This is a genomic window from Burkholderia multivorans ATCC BAA-247, assembly GCF_000959525.1.
Lineage (GTDB): Bacteria > Pseudomonadota > Gammaproteobacteria > Burkholderiales > Burkholderiaceae > Burkholderia > Burkholderia multivorans.
This window is the reverse complement of the sequence record NZ_CP009832.1, coordinates 2379464-2402063: the sequence shown is the minus strand read 5'-3', so window position 1 is coordinate 2402063 and position 22600 is coordinate 2379464. Positions and strand designations below refer to the sequence as shown.

Annotated in this window: 22 protein-coding genes; 17 read left to right on the top strand and 5 right to left on the bottom strand. The window is 68.3% G+C overall.

Features of this window, described 5'->3' with window-relative positions; translation table 11 throughout:
• The first annotated feature begins 65 nt into the window (after positions 1–65).
• The 12 genes from NP80_RS23590 to iscX all read left to right on the top strand — a co-directional run bounded on the left by NP80_RS23590 (position 66) and on the right by iscX (position 9235).
• Positions 66–788 (top strand): (Fe-S)-binding protein, encoded by a 723-nt coding sequence (locus NP80_RS23590; RefSeq protein WP_006409547.1) that lies wholly within the window; start codon positions 66–68, stop codon positions 786–788.
• Positions 789–822: 34 nt separating this feature from the next.
• On the top strand, positions 823–2235 hold the full coding sequence (locus NP80_RS23585; RefSeq protein WP_006408173.1) for a lactate utilization protein B: 1413 nt from the start codon (positions 823–825) through the stop codon (positions 2233–2235).
• Positions 2236–2364: 129 nt separating this feature from the next.
• Entirely contained in the window at positions 2365–2592 is a 228-nt protein-coding gene (locus tag NP80_RS23580; RefSeq protein ID WP_006408174.1) for a hypothetical protein, read from the top strand.
• A gap of 101 nt (positions 2593–2693) precedes the next feature.
• Entirely contained in the window at positions 2694–3176 is a 483-nt protein-coding gene (locus NP80_RS23575; protein WP_006401956.1) for a low molecular weight protein-tyrosine-phosphatase, read from the top strand.
• A 117-nt stretch (positions 3177–3293) separates the two neighbouring features.
• Positions 3294–3833 (top strand): Fe-S cluster assembly transcriptional regulator IscR, encoded by a 540-nt coding sequence (gene iscR / locus NP80_RS23570; RefSeq protein WP_006401955.1) that lies wholly within the window; start codon positions 3294–3296, stop codon positions 3831–3833.
• 61 nt (positions 3834–3894) lie between these two features.
• Positions 3895–5118 carry an IscS subfamily cysteine desulfurase gene (locus NP80_RS23565; RefSeq protein ID WP_006401954.1) on the top strand — a complete coding sequence of 408 codons (1224 nt, stop codon included), beginning with the start codon at positions 3895–3897 and terminating at the stop codon, positions 5116–5118.
• 70 nt (positions 5119–5188) lie between these two features.
• On the top strand, positions 5189–5596 hold the full coding sequence (gene iscU, locus NP80_RS23560) for a Fe-S cluster assembly scaffold IscU (protein ID WP_006401953.1): 408 nt from the start codon (positions 5189–5191) through the stop codon (positions 5594–5596).
• Positions 5597–5658: 62 nt separating this feature from the next.
• Positions 5659–5982: an iron-sulfur cluster assembly protein IscA gene (gene iscA / locus NP80_RS23555; RefSeq protein ID WP_012213076.1), complete on the top strand. Its 324-nt coding sequence runs from the start codon at positions 5659–5661 to the stop codon at positions 5980–5982.
• Positions 5983–6076: 94 nt separating this feature from the next.
• Positions 6077–6604 (top strand): Fe-S protein assembly co-chaperone HscB, encoded by a 528-nt coding sequence (hscB, locus tag NP80_RS23550; RefSeq protein ID WP_012213077.1) that lies wholly within the window; start codon positions 6077–6079, stop codon positions 6602–6604.
• A gap of 54 nt (positions 6605–6658) precedes the next feature.
• Entirely contained in the window at positions 6659–8527 is a 1869-nt protein-coding gene (hscA, locus tag NP80_RS23545) for a Fe-S protein assembly chaperone HscA (RefSeq protein ID WP_006409699.1), read from the top strand.
• Between the two features lie 89 nt (positions 8528–8616).
• A complete protein-coding gene (gene fdx, locus NP80_RS23540) occupies positions 8617–8958 on the top strand; it encodes an ISC system 2Fe-2S type ferredoxin (RefSeq protein WP_006401949.1) in 342 nt (113 codons plus the stop codon).
• Positions 8959–9025: 67 nt separating this feature from the next.
• Positions 9026–9235 (top strand): Fe-S cluster assembly protein IscX, encoded by a 210-nt coding sequence (gene iscX / locus NP80_RS23535; protein WP_006408177.1) that lies wholly within the window; start codon positions 9026–9028, stop codon positions 9233–9235.
• A gap of 103 nt (positions 9236–9338) precedes the next feature.
• Here iscX and NP80_RS23530 read toward each other — a convergent pair whose 3' ends face one another.
• The 5 genes from NP80_RS23530 to NP80_RS23505 form a co-directional block, all read right to left on the bottom strand.
• A complete protein-coding gene (locus NP80_RS23530) occupies positions 9339–10061 on the bottom strand; it encodes a glycine zipper 2TM domain-containing protein (RefSeq protein ID WP_006409697.1) in 723 nt (240 codons plus the stop codon).
• A gap of 360 nt (positions 10062–10421) precedes the next feature.
• On the bottom strand, positions 10422–11948 hold the full coding sequence (lysS, locus tag NP80_RS23525) for a lysine--tRNA ligase (RefSeq protein WP_006401946.1): 1527 nt from the start codon (positions 11946–11948) through the stop codon (positions 10422–10424).
• 72 nt (positions 11949–12020) lie between these two features.
• A protein-coding gene (gene prfB / locus NP80_RS31105) for a peptide chain release factor 2 (RefSeq protein WP_100085614.1) occupies positions 12021–13125 on the bottom strand; the annotation gives its coding sequence in 2 pieces (ribosomal slippage) (positions 12021–13043 and positions 13045–13125; 1104 coding nt in all).
• 135 nt (positions 13126–13260) lie between these two features.
• On the bottom strand, positions 13261–14958 hold the full coding sequence (recJ, locus tag NP80_RS23510) for a single-stranded-DNA-specific exonuclease RecJ (protein WP_006408179.1): 1698 nt from the start codon (positions 14956–14958) through the stop codon (positions 13261–13263).
• Positions 14959–14975: 17 nt separating this feature from the next.
• Positions 14976–16040, bottom strand: coding sequence for a hypothetical protein (locus tag NP80_RS23505; protein WP_006408536.1), 1065 nt, complete (start codon positions 16038–16040; stop codon positions 14976–14978).
• A 164-nt stretch (positions 16041–16204) separates the two neighbouring features.
• Here NP80_RS23505 and NP80_RS23500 point away from each other — a divergent pair, with 164 nt between their 5' ends.
• From NP80_RS23500 to NP80_RS23480, 5 genes are all read left to right on the top strand, one after another.
• A complete protein-coding gene (locus tag NP80_RS23500; RefSeq protein WP_006408181.1) occupies positions 16205–17458 on the top strand; it encodes a lipoprotein-releasing ABC transporter permease subunit in 1254 nt (417 codons plus the stop codon).
• A gap of 55 nt (positions 17459–17513) precedes the next feature.
• Positions 17514–18209 (top strand): lipoprotein-releasing ABC transporter ATP-binding protein LolD, encoded by a 696-nt coding sequence (gene lolD, locus NP80_RS23495; RefSeq protein WP_006408182.1) that lies wholly within the window; start codon positions 17514–17516, stop codon positions 18207–18209.
• Positions 18210–18288: 79 nt separating this feature from the next.
• Positions 18289–19077, top strand: a complete 789-nt coding sequence (locus NP80_RS23490) for a TatD family hydrolase (protein ID WP_006409118.1) — start codon at positions 18289–18291, stop codon at positions 19075–19077.
• 57 nt (positions 19078–19134) lie between these two features.
• Positions 19135–21591, top strand: coding sequence for a DNA internalization-related competence protein ComEC/Rec2 (locus NP80_RS23485; RefSeq protein ID WP_045594174.1), 2457 nt, complete (start codon positions 19135–19137; stop codon positions 21589–21591).
• 51 nt (positions 21592–21642) lie between these two features.
• Positions 21643–22473: an alpha/beta fold hydrolase gene (locus tag NP80_RS23480; protein ID WP_006408185.1), complete on the top strand. Its 831-nt coding sequence runs from the start codon at positions 21643–21645 to the stop codon at positions 22471–22473.
• Positions 22474–22600 lie beyond the last annotated feature (127 nt).

Sequence of the window (22600 nt, the reverse complement as noted above, 5' to 3'; positions counted from 1 at the left end):
GCGCCGGCGTTGGTCTTGTCGGCCAAACGGCGGATAATGAGGGCCGTTTTCCCGGAGGAGCGCGTATGCGAGTCGGTTTGTTCGTGACCTGTCTGGTCGATCTGATGCGTCCCGAAATTGGTTTCTCGGCGCTCAAGCTGATTCGCGACGCGGGCTACGAGGTATTCGTGCCGCCCGCGCAGACGTGCTGCGGCCAGCCTGCCTACAACTCGGGCGAGCGCGCGCTCGCGCGCGACCTCGCCGAAAAGATGCTGCGCGAGTTCGAGCAGTTCGACTATGTCGTCGCGCCGTCCGGGTCGTGCGGCGGGATGATTCGCGCGCACTACGGCGACCTGTTCCGCGACGATCCGGAGCTGATGGCCCGCTATGCGCGGCTGCAGCCGAAGGTCTACGAGCTGACCGATTTCCTCGTCAACGTCGCGAAGGTCGCGCTGGCGCCCGGCGAGTTCGCGGGGCCCGTGACCTATCACGACTCGTGTTCCGGGTTGCGCGAACTCGGCGTGAAGGCGCAGCCGCGCGCGTTGCTTGCGCAGCGCGGCGTCGCGGTCACCGAGATGAAGGACTGCGAGCATTGCTGCGGCTTCGGCGGCACGTTCGCGGTCAAGTACGGCGACATTTCGGCGGCGATCGCGGACGAGAAGTGCGCGAACGTACGCGCGTCGGGCGCCGGCACGGTCGTGCTCGGCGATCTCGGCTGCATGCTGAACATCGAAGGGCGGTTGCGCCGTACCGGCGACCGCGATACGCGCGTGCTGCACGTCGCGCAGGTGCTGGCGGGCGACGTCTGACGCCCGGTTCCGCTCACTTTCCCCCGATACCGCGATGCAAGTCCAATCGATGCACTTCAAGGCGCGCGCCGGCCAGAAGCTGGCGGATCAGCGTCTGCAGCAGAACCTGAAGAAACTGTCGACGAAGTTCGTGTCCGCGCGCGCGGACGCGATGACGGCGATCGACTTTCCGGCGACGCGCGCGGCGCTGAAGGCGCGCCGCAACCGCGCGCTCGACAATCTCGACGTGTGGCTCGAGGCCTTCGAGCGCGAAGCGACGCGCCGCGGCACGACTGTGCTGTTCGCCGAAACGACGGCCGACGCGGCGCGGCTCGTCGCCGACATCGCGCGCCGTCACGACGTGAAGAAGGTCATCAAGACGAAGTCGATGGTGTCCGAGGAAATGCACGTGAACGCGGTACTCGCCGAGATGGGCGTGCAGTCGATCGAGACGGACCTCGGCGAATACATCCTGCAGATCAACGACAACGAGCCGCCGAGCCACATCATTGCGCCGGTCGTCCACAAGGACAAGGACGAAATCGCCGATCTGTTCGCGCGCACGCACCGGCGCGAGCGGCTGACCGAGATCCCGGACATGACGCGCGAGGCGCGCGAGATGCTGCGCCCGCACTTCCTGTCGGCCGACATGGGCGTGACGGGCGGCAACTTCGTGATCGCGGAAACCGGCTCGGTCGCGCTCGTCACGAACGAGGGCAACGAGGGGATGTGCACGGTGATGCCGCGCGTGCATGTCGCGGTGACGGGCATCGAGAAGGTGCTGCCGACGCTCGAGGATCTCGCGACCGCGATGCGCTTGCTGCCGCGCTCCGCGACCGGCCAGAAGACGTCGAACTATTTCTCGCTGCTGACGGGCCCGCGCGGGCCCGGCGACGAGGACGGCCCCGAGCACAACTACGTCGTGCTGGTCGACGGCGGACGCACCGGCCTCATCGGCGGCGAATTCCAGGAAATGCTGCGCTGCATCCGCTGCGGCGCGTGCATGAACCATTGTCCCGTGTATCAGAAGGTCGGCGGCCACACCTACGGATGGGTGTATCCCGGCCCGATGGGATCGGTGCTGACGCCGAGCTACGTGGGGCTCGACCGCGCGCTCGACCTGCCGCAGGCGGCGACGCTCTGCGGCGAATGCGACAGCGTGTGCCCGGTCGGGATTCCGCTGTCGCACCTGTTGCGCACGTTGCGCGAAAAGCAGGTGGAGCGTCACCTGCGGCCGTGGCGCGAACGCGCGGCGCTTGCCGCGTGGGGCTTCCTCGCGCGCCGTCCGATGCTGTACGCGCTGACGACGAAGCTGGCGGTGCGGATTCTCGAGCGGCTCGGCGGCGACGGCGGGATGCTGCGACGGCTGCCGATGATGGGCGGCTGGATGGACACGCGCGACATGCCGACGCCGACGGGGCGCACGTTCCGCGAGCTGTACGCGGCGTCGCAAAGCCATCTCGGCTGATACTGTTCATCGCGACGCAACACTGCATTCACTATTTGCGTATTTATCCTGATAGATGCGGTCTATAGAATACGTCCTGTACTCCCCGGAATCGGGTTTCCGGGGCATCAGGTCAACGAGGTCCGCATCATGAGAAAGACAATAGCGACGTACTGGCCGCTTGCAATCGTCGTACCGCTTGCAGCGGCCGCTTATCTGCACGCGATGGACAACGCGCCGTCGCGCGGTCCGGTCGCGGTTCATCAGGCTTCCGCCGAACTGGCGCGCGCCGTGTCGTTCGGTCTCGTCGGCGACGCGTCGCAGCCGTTGCCGGCCGCCTCCGGCGACGTCGTGCTCGCCGCCCCGAAGACGCTGTAGTACAGGTCGCCGTCGCATGGCGCGACGGCGCGATCTCGGGCGCCTTTGTATAATGGCGCGTTCTTCCTCCACGCGGTCCGCCGCGGCTTTCCGATAGTGCGATGACCCGCGTTGCGATCTGTTTCGTCTGTCTCGGCAACATCTGCCGCTCGCCCACCGCGGAGGGCGTCATGCGGCATCAGGTCGACGCGGCAGGGCTGGCCGACCATATCGAGATCGATTCGGCCGGCACCGGCGACTGGCACGTCGGCGAGCCGCCCGACACGCGCGCGCAGGCCGCGGCGCGCACGCGCGGCTACGATCTGTCGACGCTGCGTGCACGGCAGGTGAGCGCCGACGATTTCGAGCGCTTCGACCTGCTGCTCGCGATGGACGAAGCCAATCTCGCGGAATTGCGGCGGCGCTGCCCGCCCGCGCATCGCGACAAGGTGCGCTTGCTGATGGAATTCGCGCCCGACGCGACCGAAACCGAGGTGGCCGATCCGTATTTCGGCGGCGCGCAGGGCTTCGAACAGGTGCTCGACCAGGTCGAGCGCGCGTGCGAGGGCCTGCTCGACACGCTGCGCGCGCGCCTCGCCCGCTGAACGCGGCGCGGTATTCAGCGATCTGCGAATACCCTGCCGAAGACATGGATACTTGACTAAAATCGTCAAATATTTATACTTGACCAAAATCGTCAAGATTGCAGTCCCCTAGACACCATGAGACTCACCACCAAAGGCCGTTTCGCCGTCACGGCGATGATCGACTTGGCACTGCGCCAGGAGCAGGGCCCGGTGACGCTTGCAGGCATCAGCCAGCGCCAGCGGATTTCGCTCTCGTATCTCGAACAGCTGTTCGGCAAGCTGCGCAGGCATGAAATCGTCGAATCCGTGCGCGGCCCGGGCGGCGGCTACAACCTCGCGCGACGCGCGCAGGACGTGACCGTTGCCGACATCATCATCGCGGTCGACGAACCGCTCGACGCGACGCAATGCGGCGGCAAGGGCACGTGCGACGGCTCGAAGCAGCCGGACGGCCACTGCATGACGCACGAGCTGTGGTCGACGCTGAACCAGAAAATGGTCGAATACCTCGATTCCGTGTCGCTGCAGGATCTCGTCGATCAGCAGCGCGCACGCGAAGGCGCGCCCGCGGTGCTGCGCGACCGGCGCGCGCCGGAGCCCGTCGCCGCGCCGGCCGAGCCGGTGCGCACGATGCCGCTCGGTCCCAATTCGGTGTTCAACATCGCGAGTTCGTGAGCGCGAACCGCGCCACACCCTATAACGCATATCGTCCCTGCACAGAATCCCGGAGCGACAGATGACTCAACAGACCCTCCACCTGCCCATCTACATGGATTACAGCGCCACGACGCCCGTCGATCCGCGCGTGGTCGACAAGATGGTGCCGTACCTGCGCGAACAGTTCGGCAACCCGGCGTCGCGCAGCCATGCGTACGGCTGGGATGCCGAGCGCGCGGTCGAGGAGGCGCGCGAGCAGGTGGCCGCGCTCGTGAACGCGGATCCGCGCGAGATCATCTGGACGTCCGGCGCCACGGAATCGGACAACCTTGCGATCAAGGGCGCCGCGAACTTCTACAAGGGCAAGGGCAAGCACATCATCACGGTGAAGACCGAGCACAAGGCCGTGCTCGACACGTGCCGCGAGCTCGAGCGTGACGGCTTCGAAGTCACGTATCTCGACGTGAAGGAAAACGGACTGCTCGACCTCGACGTGTTCAAGGCCGCGCTGCGCCCCGACACGATCCTCGTGTCCGTGATGCACGTGAACAACGAGATCGGCGTGATCCAGGACATCGAGACGATCGGCGAGATCTGCCGCGAGAAGGGCATCGTGTTCCACGTCGATGCCGCCCAGGCGACCGGCAAGGTCGAGATCGATCTCGCGAAGCTGAAGGTCGATCTGATGTCGTTCTCGGCGCACAAGACGTACGGCCCGAAGGGCATCGGCGCGCTGTACGTGCGTCGCAAGCCGCGCGTGCGCATCGAAGCGCAGATGCACGGTGGCGGCCACGAGCGCGGCATGCGTTCGGGCACGCTGCCGACGCACCAGATCGTCGGCATGGGCGAAGCGTTCCGCATCGCGCGCGAAGAAATGGCGACCGAGAACGAGCGCATCCGCATGCTGCGCGACAAGCTGCTGCGTGGCCTGTCGCAGATCGAGGAAACGTACGTGAACGGCGACATGGAGCACCGTATCCCGCACAACCTCAACATCAGTTTCAACTTCGTCGAAGGCGAGTCGCTGATCATGGCGATCAAGGACGTCGCGGTGTCGTCGGGTTCCGCCTGCACGTCGGCGTCGCTGGAGCCGTCGTACGTGCTGCGTGCGCTCGGCCGCAACGACGAGCTCGCGCACAGCTCGATCCGCTTCACGGTCGGCCGCTTCACGACGGAGCAGGAAGTCGACTACGTGATCGAACTGCTGAACAGCAAGATCGCGAAGCTGCGCGAGCTGTCGCCGCTCTGGGAAATGCACCAGGAAGGCATCGATCTGTCGACGATCGAATGGGCCGCACACTGAGCACCGCATATCGAACATACCCGCGGGCGGATTCGCGCACGCAGACGTAACGAGTCAAGGAGTCTGAGTCATGTCTTACAGCAACAAGGTTCTGGATCACTACGAAAACCCGCGCAACGTCGGTTCGTTCGCGAAGGACGACGATGCGGTCGGCACGGGCATGGTCGGCGCGCCGGCCTGCGGCGACGTGATGAAGCTGCAGATTCGCGTCGGCGCGGATGGCGTGATCGAAGACGCGAAGTTCAAGACCTACGGCTGCGGTTCCGCGATCGCATCGAGCTCGCTCGTCACCGAATGGGTGAAGGGCAAGACGCTCGACGAAGCGCTCGCGATCAAGAACACGCAGATCGCCGAAGAACTCGCGCTGCCGCCGGTGAAGATCCACTGCTCGATCCTCGCGGAAGACGCGATCAAGGCAGCCGTGGCCGACTACAAGAAGCGCCACGACACGAAGCAGGACGATCAGGCAGCGGCCTGACGCATCGAGCGGCTTGTGAAGGGAATCGCGGCGTGCCGACGGCGCGCCGCGGCAAGGACATCATGGCAATTACACTGACCGAAAAAGCAGCACAGCACGTCCAGAAATACCTGGTCCGTCGCGGCAAGGGCCTGGGCCTGCGGCTCGGCGTTCGCACGACCGGGTGCTCGGGGCTCGCGTACAAGCTCGAGTATGTCGACGAGCTTGCCCCCGAGGATCAGGTGTTCGAGAGCCATGGCGTGAAGGTCGTCGTTGACCCGAAAAGCCTCGCGTATATCGACGGCACCGAGCTCGACTTCGCGCGCGAAGGCCTGAACGAAGGATTCAAGTTCAACAACCCGAACGTGAAGGACGAGTGCGGTTGCGGCGAATCCTTCCGCGTCTGACGCGGATCTCCGCGCGACGCGGGCAAGAGGCGGCACGGGCCGCCTTTTTAATGGGCGGCGTTCGCCGCACGACGAACCGGAATTGAACGCGACGATGGTCTCGCTGAAAGACAGCCATTTCGATCTGTTTCATCTGCCGGCGCAGTTCGCGCTCGACGAAGCGGCGCTCGACGCCGCCTATCGGGCCGTGCAGACGCAGGTGCATCCGGACCGCTTCGCCGCGGCCGGCGACGCGCAGAAGCGCATCGCGATGCAGTGGGCGACGCGCGCGAACGAAGCGTACCGGACGCTGCGCGATCCGTTGAAGCGCGCGACCTATCTGTTGTCGCTGCGCGGCGTCGACATCGGCGCGGAGAACAACACTGCGATGGAGCCCGCGTTCCTGATGCAGCAGATGGAATGGCGCGAAAGCATCGAAGACGCCGCGGCAGCCCGCAACGTCGATGCGCTCGACGCCCTGCTTGCGGAACTGCGCGACGAGAAGCGCGCGCGTCTCGAGCGGCTCGGCACGCTGCTCGACAGCGGCGCCGATCAGGCGGCCGCCGAGGCCGTGCGCCAGCTGATGTTCATCGAGCGCGTCGCGTCTGAAGTGGGCGCGCAGATCGAGCGCCTCGAAACTTAACCGCGTGCCTCGCGGCACGCGCAGCAAACGGGCCGAGCGCCCGAACGAACCAAGATGGCTTTACTGCAAATTTCCGAACCGGGCATGGCGCCGGCGCCGCACCAGCGGCGGCTCGCCGTCGGGATCGATCTCGGCACGACGAACTCGCTCGTCGCGGCCGTGCGCAACAGCGTGCCCGAAGTGCTGCCGGACGACGCGGGCCGCGTGCTGTTGCCGTCCGTGGTCCGTTATCTCGAGAACGGCGGCCGCCGTATCGGCCACGACGCCAAGGCGCAGGCCGCCACCGATCCGCGCAACACGATCGTGTCGGTCAAGCGCTTCATGGGGCGCGGCAAGGCCGAAGTCGAAGGGGCGGCGAACGCGCCGTACGAATTCGTCGATGCGCCGGGCATGGTGCAGATCCGCACGGTCGACGGCGTGAAAAGCCCGGTCGAGGTGTCGGCCGAGATTCTCGCGACGCTGCGGCAACGTGCCGAAGACACGCTCGGCGACGAGCTCGTCGGCGCCGTGATCACGGTGCCGGCCTACTTCGACGACGCGCAGCGTCAGGCCACGAAGGATGCCGCGCGGCTCGCCGGCCTGAACGTGCTGCGTCTGCTGAACGAGCCGACCGCGGCGGCGATCGCATACGGTCTCGACAATGCGGCCGAAGGGCTTTACGCCGTCTACGACCTCGGCGGCGGCACGTTCGACCTGTCGATCCTGAAGCTCACGAAGGGCGTGTTCGAAGTGCTGGCGGCGGGCGGCGATTCCGCGCTCGGCGGCGACGATTTCGATCACGCGCTGTTCGATCACGTGCTCGCGCAGGCCGGTCTCGACGCGAAGACGCTCGCGCCCGAAGACGTGCGCCTGCTGCTCGATCGCGTGCGCGTGCTGAAGGAGGCGCTGTCGTCGGCACCCGAGGCGGCGCTCGACGTCACGTTGTCGAACGGCACGCATCTCGCGCAGACGATCTCGCACGACACGTTCGCGACGCTTGTCGAGCCGCTCGTGCAGCGCACGCTGACGCCGACGCGCAAGGCGCTGCGCGATGCGCAGGTGACGCCGGCCGACATCAAGGGCGTGGTGCTCGTCGGCGGCGCGACGCGCATGCCGGTGATCCGCGAGGCGGTCGCGAAGTATTTCGGCCAGCCGCCGCTCGTCAACCTCGATCCGGACCAGGTCGTCGCGCTCGGCGCGGCGATCCAGGCCGATCTGCTCGCCGGCAATCGCGGCAGCGGCGACGACTGGCTGCTGCTCGACGTGATTCCGCTGTCGCTCGGCGTCGAGACGATGGGCGGACTCGTCGAGAAGATCATTCCGCGCAATTCGACGATTCCGATCGCACGCGCGCAGGAATTCACGACGTTCAAGGACGGCCAGACCGCAATGGCGATTCACGTCGTGCAAGGCGAGCGCGAGCTCGTCGCCGACTGCCGGTCGCTTGCGCGCTTCGAGCTGCGCGGCATTCCGCCGATGACGGCCGGCGCGGCGCGCATTCGCGTCACGTATCAGGTCGATGCGGACGGGCTGCTCTCGGTGTTCGCGCGCGAACAGCATTCGGGCGTCGAGGCGTCGGTCGTCGTGAAGCCGTCGTACGGCCTCGCCGACGACGACATTGCGAAGATGCTCGAGGACAGCTTCAAGACGGCCGAAGTCGACATGCGCGCACGTGCGCTGCGCGAGGCGCAGGTCGAGGCCGAGCGAATGATCGAGGCGACGCAGGCCGCGCTCGCGGCCGACGGCGAACTGCTCGATGCCGCGGAGCGCGCGGAAATCGATGCGCGCGTCGCGGCGCTGCGCACGATCGCGCAGGGCGACGACGCGGACGCGATCGAAGCGGCGACCAAGGCGCTCGCCGACGGCACCGACGAATTCGCGGCGCGCCGGATGGACAAGAGCATCAAGCGCGCGCTGTCGGGCCGGCGGCTCGACGAGATCTGAACGAACGACGACTCGCGCGCGGGCCCGACGGCCCGTGCGATATTGAACCGTGCGGCGCGCGTCGCCGCACTCTGACTGACGGAACGGACATGCCTCAACTGGTGGTGCTGCCTCACGTCGAACTGTGCCCGGACGGCGCGGTGATCGACGCGACGCCCGGCAAGAGTATTTGCGACAACCTGCTCGACAACGGCATCGAGATCGAGCACGCGTGCGAGAAGTCGTGCGCGTGTACGACCTGCCACGTGGTGATCCGCGAAGGCTTCAACGAACTCGATCCGTCCGAGGAGGACGAGGACGATCTGCTCGACAAGGCGTGGGGGCTCGAACCGACGTCGCGCCTGTCGTGTCAGGCGATCGTCAAGGAGGATTCGGATCTGGTGGTCGAGATTCCGAAGTACTCGATCAATCACGCGAAGGAAAATCACTGACGGACGGGCGGGGCGACAGGCGGCCTGTCTGCCGGGCCGGCCCGCCATCGATACGGGAGAGCAGGCCATGAAATGGACCGATTCGCGCGAAATCGCGATCGCGCTTGCAGATAAGCATCCGGATGTCGATCCGCAGCGGATCAATTTCGTCGATCTGCGCGCGTGGGTGATCGCGCTCGACGGGTTCGACGACGATCCGAACCGCTCCGGCGAGAAAATCCTCGAAGCGATCCAGGCGCACTGGATCGACGAATCGGACTTCGACGACGAAGACTGACGTCCCCGCGCTTCGCGCAAAAGAAACGGCTCGTGACCTGCGTCACGAGCCGTTTTTTATTGCCTCAGCGCGTAGCCGCCCGCCGTGCGGGCGGCCGCGACGATCATGCACCGACCAGCGTGCCGTTCTCGACGCGTACGCGCTGACCCTGGCCGAACGGCGGCGGGTTGCGGTATGTGAACGTGCGCGTCGCGCCGTTCTCCATCTGCACTTGCACCTGATAGTCGGTTTCCGCGCGAACCTGCTTCTCGACCTGGTTGCCGGCGAGACCGCCGCCCAGCGCGCCGATGATCGTCATCGCGGTGCGGCCGTTGCCGTGCCCGAACTGGTTGCCGAGCAGGCCGCCCGCGGCCGCGCCGCCGATCGCGCCGATACCCGAGCTCTGGCCGGCCGTACGCGTCTGCGTGATCGCGACGACCGTGCCGCACGACTGGCAGTACGCGGCTTGCGCGGGCGCGGACGGCTGCTGTGCATACTGCGGCGGCTGCGGCGCCGGCGTATGGCGCCGGTGAACCGGGCGCGGCGCCGGGTTCGGCTCGGGCTGAGCGGCCGCGGCCTTGTGCTGCGCAGCCTGTTCGGCCGCCTGCTGCTGCGCCTGCGCGGCGAGCGCGGCGCTTGCGGCCGCCGCCGTATCGACGGCCGGCTGCGAGGCGATCAGCGCGGCCTGGGTCTGCCCGTTCTGCTCGCCGGTACTGTTCGCTTTCGGGAATACGCCCGTGATCGCGGCCGTTGCCGCGAGACTCGCGACGATCACGGCACCCGCGGCCGTGGCGATCAGCGGATGAAGGCGTTGCTTTTGCGGTGTGGTCTGATTCTGATTGTCCATTTTGGCTCTCCGAGGGTCGATCCGCGTTGCGCAGCAGCGCTGAAGCGGATCCCACGCGTCGGGATCGATCGGACGCGGCGTGCATGCCGCCGTGCCGGCCCCGTTGCAATGCGTGGTGACGCATCGGGAGTGTCGTCCACGCGCAAACGGCGTGCCGTATCAAGGTGTAACGAATTGCAGCGATCGCGCCCGTATGCCGGGGCGGCGAAGGAGAGGGCGGCCGGGCGCGCGCGACGCCGGTGAAGCGAATAAAACGGGGGAGGATCGAGGGCCGGCGCGTCTCGGCCAGCAGGATTTACGCGCCGTTACAAAGCTGACGCGCGTGCGCCGCAGCGGCGGCGCACGCAACCGCGCCAACCGTCAGTCTTCGCGACGCAGGTGCGGGAACAGCAGCACGTCGCGGATCGTCGGGCTGTCGGTCAGCAGCATGACGAGACGGTCGATGCCGATCCCGCAGCCGCCGGTCGGCGGCATCCCGTATTCGAGCGCGCGGATATAGTCGGCGTCGAAGTACATCGCTTCCTCGTCGCCCGCATCCTTCTGCTCGACCTGCTTCTTGAAGCGCGCGGCCTGATCTTCCGGATCGTTCAGCTCCGAGAAGCCGTTCGCGATCTCGCGGCCGGTGATGAACAGCTCGAAGCGCTCGGTGATGCCCGGCACCGTGTCCGATGCGCGTGCAAGCGGCGACACTTCGACCGGGTAGTCGATGATGAACGTCGGCTCCCACAGCTGCGATTCGGCCGTTTCTTCGAACAGCGCGAGCTGCAGCGCGCCGATGCCGGCGTTCAGGAACGCGGGCTGCGTGACGTCGACGCCGAGGCGCTTCAGTTCGCTGCGCAGATACGCGTCGTCGGACAGCTGACCGTCGGTGTACTGCGGCGCGTATTTCTGGATCGCCTGCGTGATCGTGAGCCGATGGAACGGCTTCGCGAGGTCGAGCTCGCGGCCCTGGTACTGGATCGTCGCGGTGCCGAGCGCATCGATCGCGGCCTGGCGGATCAGCTGCTCGGTGAAGTCCATCAGCCAGCGATAGTCGGTGTACGCGGCGTAGAACTCCATCATCGTGAATTCCGGATTGTGGCGCGGCGACACGCCTTCGTTCCGGAAATTACGGTTGATCTCGAACACGCGCTCGAAACCGCCGACGATCAGCCGCTTCAGGTACAGCTCCGGCGCGATGCGCAGGAACATCTGCATATCGAGCGCATTGTGATGCGTGACGAACGGCTTCGCCGCGGCGCCGCCCGGAATCGGATGCAGCATCGGCGTCTCGACTTCCATGAACTCGGCATCGCTCATGAACTTGCGGATCGATGCGATCGTCTTCGTGCGCGCACGGAACGTGTCGCGCGTCTCCGGCGTGACGATCAGGTCGACGTAGCGCTGCCGATAGCGCATTTCCTGGTCGGACAGGCCGTGGAATTTGTCGGGCAGCGGACGCAGCGCCTTCGACAGCAGCCGAAGCTCCGTGCACTTGACCGACAGCTCGCCCTTGTTGGTGCGGAACAGCACGCCGCGCGCTGCGACAATGTCGCCGAGGTCCCACTTCTTGAACGCGTCGTAGGTTTCTGCGCCGACGTCGTTCGGCGTCACGAAGAACTGGATCTGGCCCGAACCGTCCTGCACGGTCGCGAAGCTCGCCTTGCCCATCACGCGCTTGAGCATCATCCGGCCCGCGACGGCGACCTCGAACGGGTTCGCTTCGAGCGCTTCCTTGTCCGACTCGGCGAATTTCGCCTGCAACTCGGCCGCGCGGTGCGTCGGGCGGAAGTCGTTCGGATAGGCGACGCCTTGCTCGCGCAAGGCGCGGAGCTTGTCGCGGCGTTCGGCGATGATCTGGTTTTCGTCCGCCGCGACGGCGGGCTGCGTTTGGGTCGGTTCGGTCATGATGGTCGGAATTCGGAATGGGTGCGGCAACGCAAACGGGAAGGGCGGCGCGGCCCGGCCGCGCCGCGGCGCTTACACGCCCTGTTTGAGGCTCGCGCTGATGAAGTCGTCGAGATCGCCGTCGAGCACCGCCTTCGTGTTGCTCATTTCGACGTTCGTACGCAGATCCTTCACGCGGCTCTGGTCGAGCACGTACGAGCGGATCTGGTGACCCCAGCCCACGTCGGTCTTGCTCGATTCGAGCTTGTCCTGCTCGGCCTGGCGCTTGCGCAGCTCGGCTTCGTACAGGCGCGACTTCAGCATCGCCATCGCTTCCGCGCGGTTGCGGTGCTGCGAGCGGTCGTTCTGGCACTGCACGACGATGCCGGTCGGCATGTGCGTGATCCGCACCGCCGAGTCGGTCTTGTTGATGTGCTGGCCGCCCGCGCCCGATGCGCGGTACGTGTCGATCCGCAGGTCGGCCGGATTGATCTCGACTTCGATCGAGTCGTCGATTTCCGGATAGACGAACACCGACGAGAACGACGTGTGACGGCCGCCCGACGAGTCGAACGGCGACTTGCGCACGAGCCGGTGGATGCCGGTTTCCGTGCGCAGGTAGCCGTATGCGTATTCGCCCGATACCTTGATCGTCGCGTTCTTGATCCCGGCGACGTCGCCGTCGGATTCTTCGAGCACTTCGGCCTTGAAGCCCTTGCGCTCGCAGTAGCGCAGGTACTGGCGCAGCAGCATCGACGCCCAGTCGCAGGCCTCGGTGCCGCCGGCGCCGGCCTGGATGTCGATGAAGCAGTTGTTCGGGTCGGCCGGGTTCGAGAACATCCGGCGGAATTCGATGTCGGCGACGCGCGCTTCGAGCTTCGCGGCGTCCTCTTCGGAGGCGATGAGCGTGTCCTCGTCGCCTTCCTCGCGTGCAAGCTCGAACAGGTCGAGCGCGTCGCGCAGGTCGTTATCGAGTTCGGTGAGCGTCGTGACGACGCCTTCGAGCAGCTTCTTTTCGCGGCCGAGCGCCTGGGCGTTCTTCGAATCGTTCCAGACGTTCGGGTCTTCGAGTTCCTTGTTGACTTCGGTCAGACGCGCTGCTTTGGCGTCGTAGTCAAAGATACCCCCGAAGCTCGCCCGCGCGCGTGCGCAGGTCGAGCAGGGAGCTTTCGATCGCGTTGAGACGTTCCGCTTCCATGATCGTTTCGCTTTTCGTGCTTCGTAAAAAAGCGGAATTATAGCCGATCGGCAGAGGCTCCCGGTGGCGCCGATCGAATGCGGGCGGCCGCGGCGGGCCCGTCCGGCGCGGCATCGCGCCAGGCCGCGGTGCCCGTCACGCGTCCGCGTGCTCGACGATCAGCTGCACGCGCGTGACGCCGTTCCACGTGTCGGCGACGAGCCGATACGCGAGCAGCGCGCTCGCCGGCAGCGGCTCGGTCCGGTTGAACCAGATCGCGTTGAAGCGCTGGCGCCCGCGCGCGAGCTGCAGCTTCAGGTGCTTGTCCTTCACGAGGCTTTGCGACACGACGTCGAACTCGCCCGAGAAAAGCGGGGCCGGAAAGCCCTGGCCCCAGACCGCCTCGTCGAGCAGGCCGACGAACTGCGGCGTGAAGTACGCGTCCTCGAGTTCGCCGTCGGTCTCGATCACGCGCGCGAGCGCGTCGTCGGACAGCCATTCGCGAGCGACGGCCTCGAACGCGGCGGCGAAGCGCGGCACGTTGTCGGTGTTGAGCGTGACGCCGGCTGCCATCGCATGGCCGCCGAACGCGACGAGCAGGTCCGGCTCGCGCTTCGAGACGAGGTCGAGCGCATCGCGCAGATGGAAGCCCGGAATCGATCGCCCGGAGCCCTTCACGCGCGTGCCGTGCTCGTCCGCGTGCGCGAACGTGAACGATGGCCGGTGGAACTTCTCCTTGAGCCGGCCGGCGACGATGCCGATCACGCCCTGGTGCCATTCGGGATTGAACAGCGTGATCGAGCACGCATCGGCCGGATCGACGTCGGCGAGATCGGCGAGCGCCTGCTGCTGCATGCCGGCCTCGATCTCGCGCCGTTCGCGGTTCATCGTGTCGAGCTGCTGCGCGAGCGCCCAGGCGCGGCCGATGTCGTCGGTGATCAGGCATTCGATGCCGAGCGACATGTCGGAGAGCCGGCCGGCCGCGTTCAGCCGCGGGCCGAGGCCGAAGCCGAGATCGAAGCCCGACGCGGTGCGGGCGTCGCGTCCTGCCGCGCGGAACAGCGCGGCGATGCCCGGCTGCATGCGGCCGTTGCGGATGCGCTGCAGCCCCTGCGCGACGAGCACGCGGTTGTTGCCGTCGAGCCGGACGACGTCGGCGACGGTGCCGAGCGCGACGAGGTCGAGCAGCCCGTCGAGGCGCGGCTCGGCGGCCTTGCTCGCGAATGCGCCGCGGCGACGCAGCTCGGCGCGCAGCGCGAGCAGCACATAGAACATCACGCCGACACCCGCGATGTGCTTGCTCGGAAACGCGCAGCCGGGCTGATTCGGGTTCACGATCGCGCGCGCGGGCGGCAATGCTTCGCCGGGCAGATGGTGGTCGGTGACGAGCACGTCGATGCCGCGCGCGTTCGCCGCTTCGACGCCGGCGACGCTCGCAATGCCGTTGTCGACGGTGATCAGCAGGTCGGGCTTGCGCGCGGCGGCCAGCTCGACGATTTCGGGCGTGAGCCCGTAGCCGTATTCGAAGCGGTTCGGCACCAGGTAGTCGATCTGCGCGCCGAACATGCGCAGCCCGCGCACTGCCACCGCGCAGGCGGTCGCGCCGTCGCAGTCGTAGTCGGCGACGACGAGCAGGCGCCGCTTCTCGGCGATCGCGTCGGCGAGCAGCGCGGCGGCGTCGGCGCAGCCTTTCAGTTCGGTCGGCGGGACGAGGCGCGCGAGCGCCGTCTCGATGTCGGCGGGCGATTGCACGCCGCGCGACGCGTACAGGCGCGCGAGCACCGGATGCAGGCCGTGGCGCGCGAGCGCTTCGGCGTCGGCGGGCGCGACGGGACGGGTAACGATGCGGGTCATTCGGTATCGGGTGGGGCTTATTCGAACAGGGAGGCGAGCGCGCGGCGGCGCCAGAACTTGCGCAGTGCGCCGCGCGTCGCGCGCAGCGTGGCCGAACTCGTGTCGCCGCACAGCGTGACGTCGATACCGGCCAGTTCGCCGCGCTGCAGGGCGGCGAGCGCCGGCGCGAACCAGTCGCGCTCGAGCGCGGCGAGCGCATCGTGCCAGCGTGCCCAGTCCTGTTCGATAAACGGGGTAGTGAGGGGCGTCAGCTCGACGAGCGTCGCGCCCTCGGCGGCCGGCAGCGCATCGAATGCGCGGGGCGGCGCGCCGCCATCGATGCCGGCTGCACGCGCGAGGCCGAGTGCGGCCGGCGACGCGGACAGCACGCGCGCGAACGGCTTGCCGACCGGTTTCAGCGTGCCCTGTGCGTGGAACCAGATCGAATTGACGGCGGGCAGCCCGCGCGCTTCGCGCGCTTCGTTGACCGGGTGCTGGAACCACGCCATCTGCACTTCGTTCTGCAGCTTCATCCACATCCGCGAGCGCTCGCCGGTGTGCGCCTCGTGCGGCAGCCAGATTTCGATGTTGCGGCCGCTTGCGCGCAGCGGTGCCGCGCCGGCCAGATGCGCGAGCTGATCGCTCGACAGATACCAGCGCGCCGGCGTCGGCGCTTCGACGCGCACGCCGAGCTCCTCGATCAGCGGCCGTGCGACGGCGAGCAGCGCGGCGGCGTCGCCGTCGTCGAGCGCGAGCGCGGCCGGGTCGACGAGCACCAGATGGTCGTGCGCGATTTCGACGTGAACGGGCTCGACGCAGGCCCACGGCTGCGTGCCGGGCTCGCCGCCGTCGGCGAGCAGCATGTAGGGCGCGAGCGGCGCCTCGTCGGCGGCGCTGCCGTGCGTCGCGCCGAACTGGCGCGCCAGCCAGCGCTCGTGCGGCAGCGTGCGCTGGAAGTCCTCGCCGGCCACGCGCTCGACGACGCTCGCGCGCGCGAGCAACTTTTCGAGCGCGGGACTGTCCAGCGTGTGCAGGGACGAGGCCGCATCGGCCGCCGACGGCAGCGCGAACGGAACGAGAAAATGGAGACGTCGGTCGTGCATGATGCTGCGCATTGTATGGCAAACTGCGCGCGTGATCGGGCCGGCCGACGGCCCGGTCGCGTCCGGCGGCCGTTTTTCGACCCGCGTCCGCGGCCGGCGGCGTTGCGGCCGCAGCGTGCCGCGCGCCGGCCGCCCTCCCGCCGTAACCAGCAGAAAGGATTCGCTTGAAACTTCCGTACGAATGGCAAATCGGCTGGCGCTATACGCGCGCCGGCAAACGCACGACCGGCAACGGCTTCATTTCCTTCATCGCGCTCGTCTCGATGCTCGGGATCGCGCTCGGCGTTGCCGCGCTGATCGTCGTGCTGTCGGTGATGAACGGCTTCCAGAAGGAAGTGCGCGACCGCATGCTGTCGGTGCTCGCGCACGTCGAGATCTTCTCGCCGACGGGTTCGATGCCCGACTGGCAACTGACCGCGCAGGAAGCGCGCCGCAACCCGTCGGTGATCGGCGCCGCGCCGTACGTCGAAGCGCAGGCGCTGCTCACGCGCCAGGATGCGGTGAGCGGCGTGATGCTGCGCGGCATCGAGCCGTCGCTCGAACCGCAGGTGTCGGACATCGGCAAGGACATGAAGGCCGGGCAACTGAGCGCGCTGGTGCCGGGCCAGTTCGGCATCGTGCTCGGCGACGCGCTCGCGGGCAATCTCGGCGTGAGCGTCGGCGACAAGATCACGCTCGTCGCGCCCGAAGGTTCGATCACGCCGGCCGGGATGATGCCGCGGCTCAAGCAGTTCACGGTCGTCGGCGTGTTCGAGTCCGGCCACTACGAATACGACAGCACGCTCGCGATGATCGACATCCGCGACGCCGAGGCGCTGTTCCGGATGTCCGCGCCGACCGGCGTACGGCTGCGGCTCAAGGACATGCAGAAGGCGCCGCAGGTCGCGCTCGAGCTGTCGCATACGCTGTCGGGCAGCCTCTACATCCGCGACTGGACGCAGCAGAACAAGACCTGGTTCTCGGCCGTGCAGATCGAGAAGCGGATGATGTTCATCATCCTCACGCTGATCATCGCGGTGGCGGCGTTCAACCTCGTGTCGTCGCTCGTGATGACGGTCACCAACAAGCAGGCCGACATCGCGATCCTGCGCACGCTCGGCGCGCAGCCCGGCTCGATCATGAAGATCTTCGTCGTGCAGGGCGTGACGATCGGCTTCGTCGGCACGGCGTCGGGCGTCGCGCTCGGCTGCCTGATCGCGTGGAGCATTCCGTGGCTGATCCCGATGATCGAGCATCTGTTCGGCGTGCAGTTCCTGCCGCCGTCCGTGTATTTCATCAGCGAACTGCCGTCCGAACTCGTCGCGAGCGACGTGATCAAGATCGGCCTGATCGCGTTCGCGCTGTCGGCGGTTGCGACGCTCTATCCGAGCTGGCGCGGCGCGAAGGTGAAGCCGGCGGAGGCGCTGCGCTATGAATGATCACGCCACCGCCTTCGCGGATTCACGACAACACCTCAAACAGGATTCGGCAGGTATGCAGGAATACGTGCTTCAGGCGCGCGGCATCACGAAAGCGTTCGTGCAGGGCGGCTTCAACGTGCAGGTGCTCAACAACACGGAACTCGCGGTGCGGCGCGGCGAGAAGCTCGCGGTGGTCGGCGCGTCGGGCTCCGGCAAGAGCACGCTGCTGCACGTGCTGGGCGGCCTCGACGAGCCGAGCGCAGGAGAGGTCTCGCTGCTCGGCAAGCCGTTTACGCAACTGGCCGAACGCGAACGCAACGACCTGCGCAATCGCGCGCTCGGCTTCGTGTATCAGTTTCACCATCTGCTGCCGGAATTCAGCGCGCTCGACAACGTCGCGATGCCGCTGCGCATCCGCCGGATGGCGACCGAAGACGCACGCGAGCAGGCACGCGCGATGCTCGAACGCGTGGGGCTCGGCCCGCGTGCGAAGCATCGGCCCGGCGAGCTGTCGGGCGGCGAGCGGCAGCGCGTCGCGATCGCGCGCGCGCTGGTGACGAAGCCCGCCTGCGTGCTGGCCGACGAGCCGACCGGCAACCTCGACGGCACGACGGCCGACACGGTGTTCAACCTGATGCTCGAGCTGTCCGAGACGCTCGACACGAGCTTCGTGATCGTCACGCACGATCCGGAGCTTGCCGCGCGCTGCGACCGCACGATGCGGCTGCGCGACGGCGTGCTGCACGAGGAGCCGGCGCTGCCGGTGTAAACGACGAACGCCCGCGTGCCGGGCCTGCCGCGTGCGGCTCGGCGCGGCGGCGCGGCGCACGGGATGCAGGAGTGCCGACATGTGGATCGACACGCATTGTCATCTCGATGCCGCCGAATTCGACGGCGACCGCGACGCGGTCGCGCACGCGGCACGCACGGCCGGCGTGTCGCGCATCGTGATTCCGAGCGTCGGGCGCGACAATTTCACGACCGTGCGCGAGCTCGCGCACCGCACGCCGGGCGCCGTCTATGCGCTCGGCATTCATCCGCTGTTTACGCCGCAAGCGCGCGACGAGGATCTCGACCGGCTGCGCATGGAGATCGAGGCGAGCATCGACGATCCGCGCTTCGTCGCAATCGGCGAAATCGGCCTCGACTATTTCGTGCCGGGCCTCGACGAGGACCGGCAGCAACTCTTCTATCAGGGGCAGCTGCGGCTCGCGCGCGAATTCGACCTGCCGGTGCTGTGCCATGTCCGCAAGTCGCAGGATCGCGTGCTCGCGGGCCTGCGGCGCGCGGGCGTGCGGCGCGGCATCGCGCATGCGTTCAACGGCAGCTTCCAGCAGGCCGAAGCGTATCTCGCTCATGGCTTGCATCTCGGTTTCGGCGGCAACGTGACGTTCGAGCGCGCGCGGCAGATCCGCCGGCTCGCGACGCAGTTGCCGCTCGACGCGATCGTCGTCGAGACCGACGCGCCCGACATCGCGCCCGAATGGGCATACAAGTCGCGCAACACGCCCGACCAGATTCCGCGCATCGGCGACGTGCTCGCCGAACTGCGCGGCATCGACGCGCACGCGCTGTCCCTATCCACTTCGGCTAACGCGCTCGCCGCGCTGCCGCGCCTCGCGCTTTCGTCCGCATAATCGTTGCCGCAGAGCGCCGCATGCGCAAGCGCGGCGCCGGTTCGGCAAGGAGGCGGGATGCGTGGGTGGTGGATGGCGTTTGCGCTCGGCGTCGTTGTGCTGCAGCGGCAGGCGGCATTGCCCGGCCCGCGCATGTGGGCGGCCGGCGCGGCGGTGCTGGGCGCCTGCGCGGCGCTGTACCTGGCACGTCGGCGCTGGCGGCGCTGCGCGAAGGGTGTGCCGGGATGGACACTGTGTGCGGTCGCGGCGTGCGTGTCGGGGTTCGGCTACGCGGCCGCGCGCGCCGAATGGCGGCTGCGCGACGTGCTGCCGGTCGAATGGGAGCGGCGCGACATCGTCGTGACGGGCGTGATCCGGGGGCTGCCGATTGTCGACGAAACGGGCGCGCGATTGCTGTTCGCAGTCGAGTCGAATGACGCGCGGCTCGCGCGGTTCCCGCCGTTGATCCGCCTATCGTGGCGAAACGATCGCGCGCCGGCCGTGCCCGACTTTCGCGCCGCGCAGCGCTGGCAGTTCGTCGTGCGCCTGAAGCGCCCGCACGCCGAGGCGAATCCCGGCGTGCGCGACGCCGAGGCCGCATGGCTCGCGGCCGGCATTCGCGCGGTCGGCTACGTGAGCGCGCCGTCGCGCGCGGTGCTGATCGATGCGCGCGCATCGGGCTGGCGCGCGTCCGTCGACCGGCTGCGCGACATATTGCGTGCACGCATCGCCGCGGCGCTCGGTGACGACGCGCGACATCGCGGCATCGTCGCCGCGCTCGCGATCGGCGACCAGTCGGCAATCGGCGACGACGACTGGCGCGTGCTGCGCGATACCGGCACGAGTCATCTGGTCGCGATCTCGGGGCTGCACGTCGGGCTGGTCGGCGCACTGGCGGGCGCGCTCGCGTCGGCGGTGTGGCGTCGGTTGCACCGGCGCGGGCGGGCCGCGACGCTCGTGGTGCCCGCACCGTACGTCGCCGCGCTGGCGGCGCTTGCCGCGGCCGGCGGCTACGCGGCGCTAGCGGGATTCAACGTGCCCGCGCAACGCGCGTGGTGGATGATCGCCGCGGGCGGCGTCGCGTATCTGGCCGGCCGCAGCGTGCCGACGTCCGCGGTGCTGTGCGCGGCGCTCGGCGGCGTGCTGCTCGCCGATCCGTGGGCCGTGCTGTCGGCCGGCTTCTGGCTGTCGTTCGGTGCGGTCGCGGTGATCCTGCTGTCCGTGGCCGGCTGGCGCGCGGTACGCGAACACGACAGCGAGGGTGAACCGCCCGGCGTCATGCAGCGGCTGCATGGGTGGACCATGCGTGCGCTGCACCGCCTCGCGGACGCCGCGCGCGTGCAGTATGCGGTGACGATCGGCCTCGCACCGCTGACGGCCGCATGGTTCGCGCAGATCTCGCTGTCGGGGCCGCTCGGCAACGCGCTCGCGATTCCGTGGGTCAGTTTCGTCGTGACGCCGACAGTGCTTGCCGGCCTCGTGCTGCCCGCGCCGCTCGACGCGGCGATGCTGCGGCTCGCGCATGCGTCGCTCGAACCGATGATGGCGCTGCTGGCACGGCTTGCCGCGTGGCCGGCCGGCGTGATGTGGCTGCGCATGCCGGACGCGCCCGTGCTCGTGCTCGCGTGCGTCGGCGTCGTCTGGATGCTGATGCCGCGCGGCTGGCCGTTGCGCTGGGCGGCGCCGCTCACGTGGCTGCCGCTCGTCGCGCCCGCGCCCGACGCACCGCCGATCGGCGCGTTCCGGCTGACCGTGCTCGACGTCGGGCAGGGCACGTCGGTGCTCGTCGAAACGGCGCGCCGCACGCTGCTGTTCGATGCGGGGCCGGGCGCCGAATCGACGCACGCCGGGCAGCGGATCGTCGCGCCGTCGCTGCGTGCGCGCGGCATCCGCACGCTCGATACGCTCGTGCTGAGTCACGCGGACAGCGACCATACGGGCGGCGCGCCGGCCGTCTACGGCGCGGCCGAGGTGCGGCAGCTGCTGGCCGGCATTCCGGCCGGCCACGCGCGATGGCGCGACGCGCAGGCGGCCGGCGTGGCCGACCGCGTGCCGTGCGCGGCGGGGCAGCGCTGGCGCTGGGACGGTGTCGATTTCACGGTGCTGTGGCCGCCGGGCGGCCCGCGCGCGGGGCCGTCGAACCGGCAGTCGTGCGTGCTGCGCATCGACGCGGGCGCCACGTCGGCATTGCTGACCGGCGACATCGACGCGTATGCGGAGCGCCGGCTCGTCGACACGATGCGCGACGCGCTGGCCGCGCAGATCCTCGTCGTTCCGCACCACGGCAGCCGGACCTCGTCGGTCGAGCCTTTCCTCGACTCGGTCGGGCCGCGCGTCGCGGTATTTCCTGTAGGCTATCGAAACCATTTCGGGCACCCGCACCGCACGGTCATCGCGCGCTATGCGGCGCGTGGCATTCCGTTGCCGCGCACCGATCGCGACGGCGCGGTGCGCTTCGACGTCGGGCCGGCCGAGCGCGGATTCGGATTCGCGCGCTACCGCGATGAGCGACGCCGGTACTGGATGGACCGCTGACGCAGGCATGCGACGGCGCGGGGCGGGCGGCGACACAGGAGACAACGGCGTTTGAAGGACATTCTGCATTTTTCACATGCGAACGGCTTTCCGGCCTCGACGTACCGGACGCTCTTTGCCGAACTCGCGGACGATTACGAGCTGCGCTACATCGAGCGGATCGGCCACGACCGTCGCTATCCGGTGACGCGCGACTGGCCGCATCTCGTCGAGCAACTGCTCGACGACATCGGCAGCCGCTACGAGCGTCCCGTCTGGCTCGTCGGCCATTCGCTCGGCGGATACCTGTCGCTGATGGCGGCCCTGAAGAAGCCGCACTGGGTGCGCGGCGTCGTGATGCTCGATTCGCCGATCATCGCCGGGTGGCGTGCCGGCGCGCTGCGCGCGACGCAGTGGGCGGGGCTCGACGAGCGGCTGTCGCCGGCCGCCGCGACGCGCAACCGCCGCACGCACTGGGCGAACCGCGACGAAGCGTGGCGGCACTTTCGCGAGAAGCCGGCGTTTGCGCGCTGGGACGAACGGATGCTCGCCGACTACATCGACTACGGCATTCCGCAGGTCGACGCCGACGGCACGCGCGCGCTCGCGTTCGATCGGCAGATCGAATACCTCATCTACCGGACGCTGCCGCACACGCTGGGGCCGCGGCTCGCGCACGGCGCGCCGGTACCGCTCGGCTTTCTGGCCGGCACGCGCTCGCGCGAGGTGCGGCAGGTCGGGCTCGACGCGACGCGGCGCGCGGCGCGCGGGCGCATCGAATGGATCGAGGGCAGCCACCTGTTCCCGATGGAGCGCCCGCTCGAGACCGCCCGCGCATTGCAGCGGATGCTGAATTCGCTGCGCGCGGACGAAGCGGTGCTGCCGCTCGCACAGAGCGCGTGACGCGCGGCGCCGGCCGCGCCGCAGGCCGGCACGGGCCGCCGGTCGCGGCCGGTCCGCGCGGCTGACGCGCCCGCGCGCGGCACAGCGCGAAGGGGCGCGATCACCGCGTCGATTGCTGAGAGAAGGG

What these genes read in the sequence shown, in the direction of transcription:
- NP80_RS23585 (WP_006408173.1), top strand. Translation starts at nt 823, where the DNA reads ATGCAAGTCCAATCGATGCACTTCAAGGCGCGCGCCGGCCAGAAGCTG.
- NP80_RS23565 (WP_006401954.1), top strand. Translation starts at nt 3,895, where the DNA reads ATGACTCAACAGACCCTCCACCTGCCCATCTACATGGATTACAGCGCC.
- NP80_RS23580 (WP_006408174.1), top strand. Translation starts at nt 2,365, where the DNA reads ATGAGAAAGACAATAGCGACGTACTGGCCGCTTGCAATCGTCGTACCG.
- NP80_RS23575 (WP_006401956.1), top strand. Translation starts at nt 2,694, where the DNA reads ATGACCCGCGTTGCGATCTGTTTCGTCTGTCTCGGCAACATCTGCCGC.
- iscR (WP_006401955.1), top strand. Translation starts at nt 3,294, where the DNA reads ATGAGACTCACCACCAAAGGCCGTTTCGCCGTCACGGCGATGATCGAC.
- iscX (WP_006408177.1), top strand. Translation starts at nt 9,026, where the DNA reads ATGAAATGGACCGATTCGCGCGAAATCGCGATCGCGCTTGCAGATAAG.
- hscA (WP_006409699.1), top strand. Translation starts at nt 6,659, where the DNA reads ATGGCTTTACTGCAAATTTCCGAACCGGGCATGGCGCCGGCGCCGCAC.
- NP80_RS23590 (WP_006409547.1), top strand. Translation starts at nt 66, where the DNA reads ATGCGAGTCGGTTTGTTCGTGACCTGTCTGGTCGATCTGATGCGTCCC.
- NP80_RS23490 (WP_006409118.1), top strand. Translation starts at nt 18,289, where the DNA reads ATGTGGATCGACACGCATTGTCATCTCGATGCCGCCGAATTCGACGGC.
- NP80_RS23530 (WP_006409697.1), bottom strand. Translation starts at nt 10,061, where the DNA reads ATGGACAATCAGAATCAGACCACACCGCAAAAGCAACGCCTTCATCCG.
- hscB (WP_012213077.1), top strand. Translation starts at nt 6,077, where the DNA reads ATGGTCTCGCTGAAAGACAGCCATTTCGATCTGTTTCATCTGCCGGCG.
- lysS (WP_006401946.1), bottom strand. Translation starts at nt 11,948, where the DNA reads ATGACCGAACCGACCCAAACGCAGCCCGCCGTCGCGGCGGACGAAAAC.
- recJ (WP_006408179.1), bottom strand. Translation starts at nt 14,958, where the DNA reads ATGACCCGCATCGTTACCCGTCCCGTCGCGCCCGCCGACGCCGAAGCG.
- NP80_RS23485 (WP_045594174.1), top strand. Translation starts at nt 19,135, where the DNA reads ATGCGTGGGTGGTGGATGGCGTTTGCGCTCGGCGTCGTTGTGCTGCAG.
- iscA (WP_012213076.1), top strand. Translation starts at nt 5,659, where the DNA reads ATGGCAATTACACTGACCGAAAAAGCAGCACAGCACGTCCAGAAATAC.
- lolD (WP_006408182.1), top strand. Translation starts at nt 17,514, where the DNA reads ATGCAGGAATACGTGCTTCAGGCGCGCGGCATCACGAAAGCGTTCGTG.
- NP80_RS23505 (WP_006408536.1), bottom strand. Translation starts at nt 16,040, where the DNA reads ATGCACGACCGACGTCTCCATTTTCTCGTTCCGTTCGCGCTGCCGTCG.
- iscU (WP_006401953.1), top strand. Translation starts at nt 5,189, where the DNA reads ATGTCTTACAGCAACAAGGTTCTGGATCACTACGAAAACCCGCGCAAC.
- fdx (WP_006401949.1), top strand. Translation starts at nt 8,617, where the DNA reads ATGCCTCAACTGGTGGTGCTGCCTCACGTCGAACTGTGCCCGGACGGC.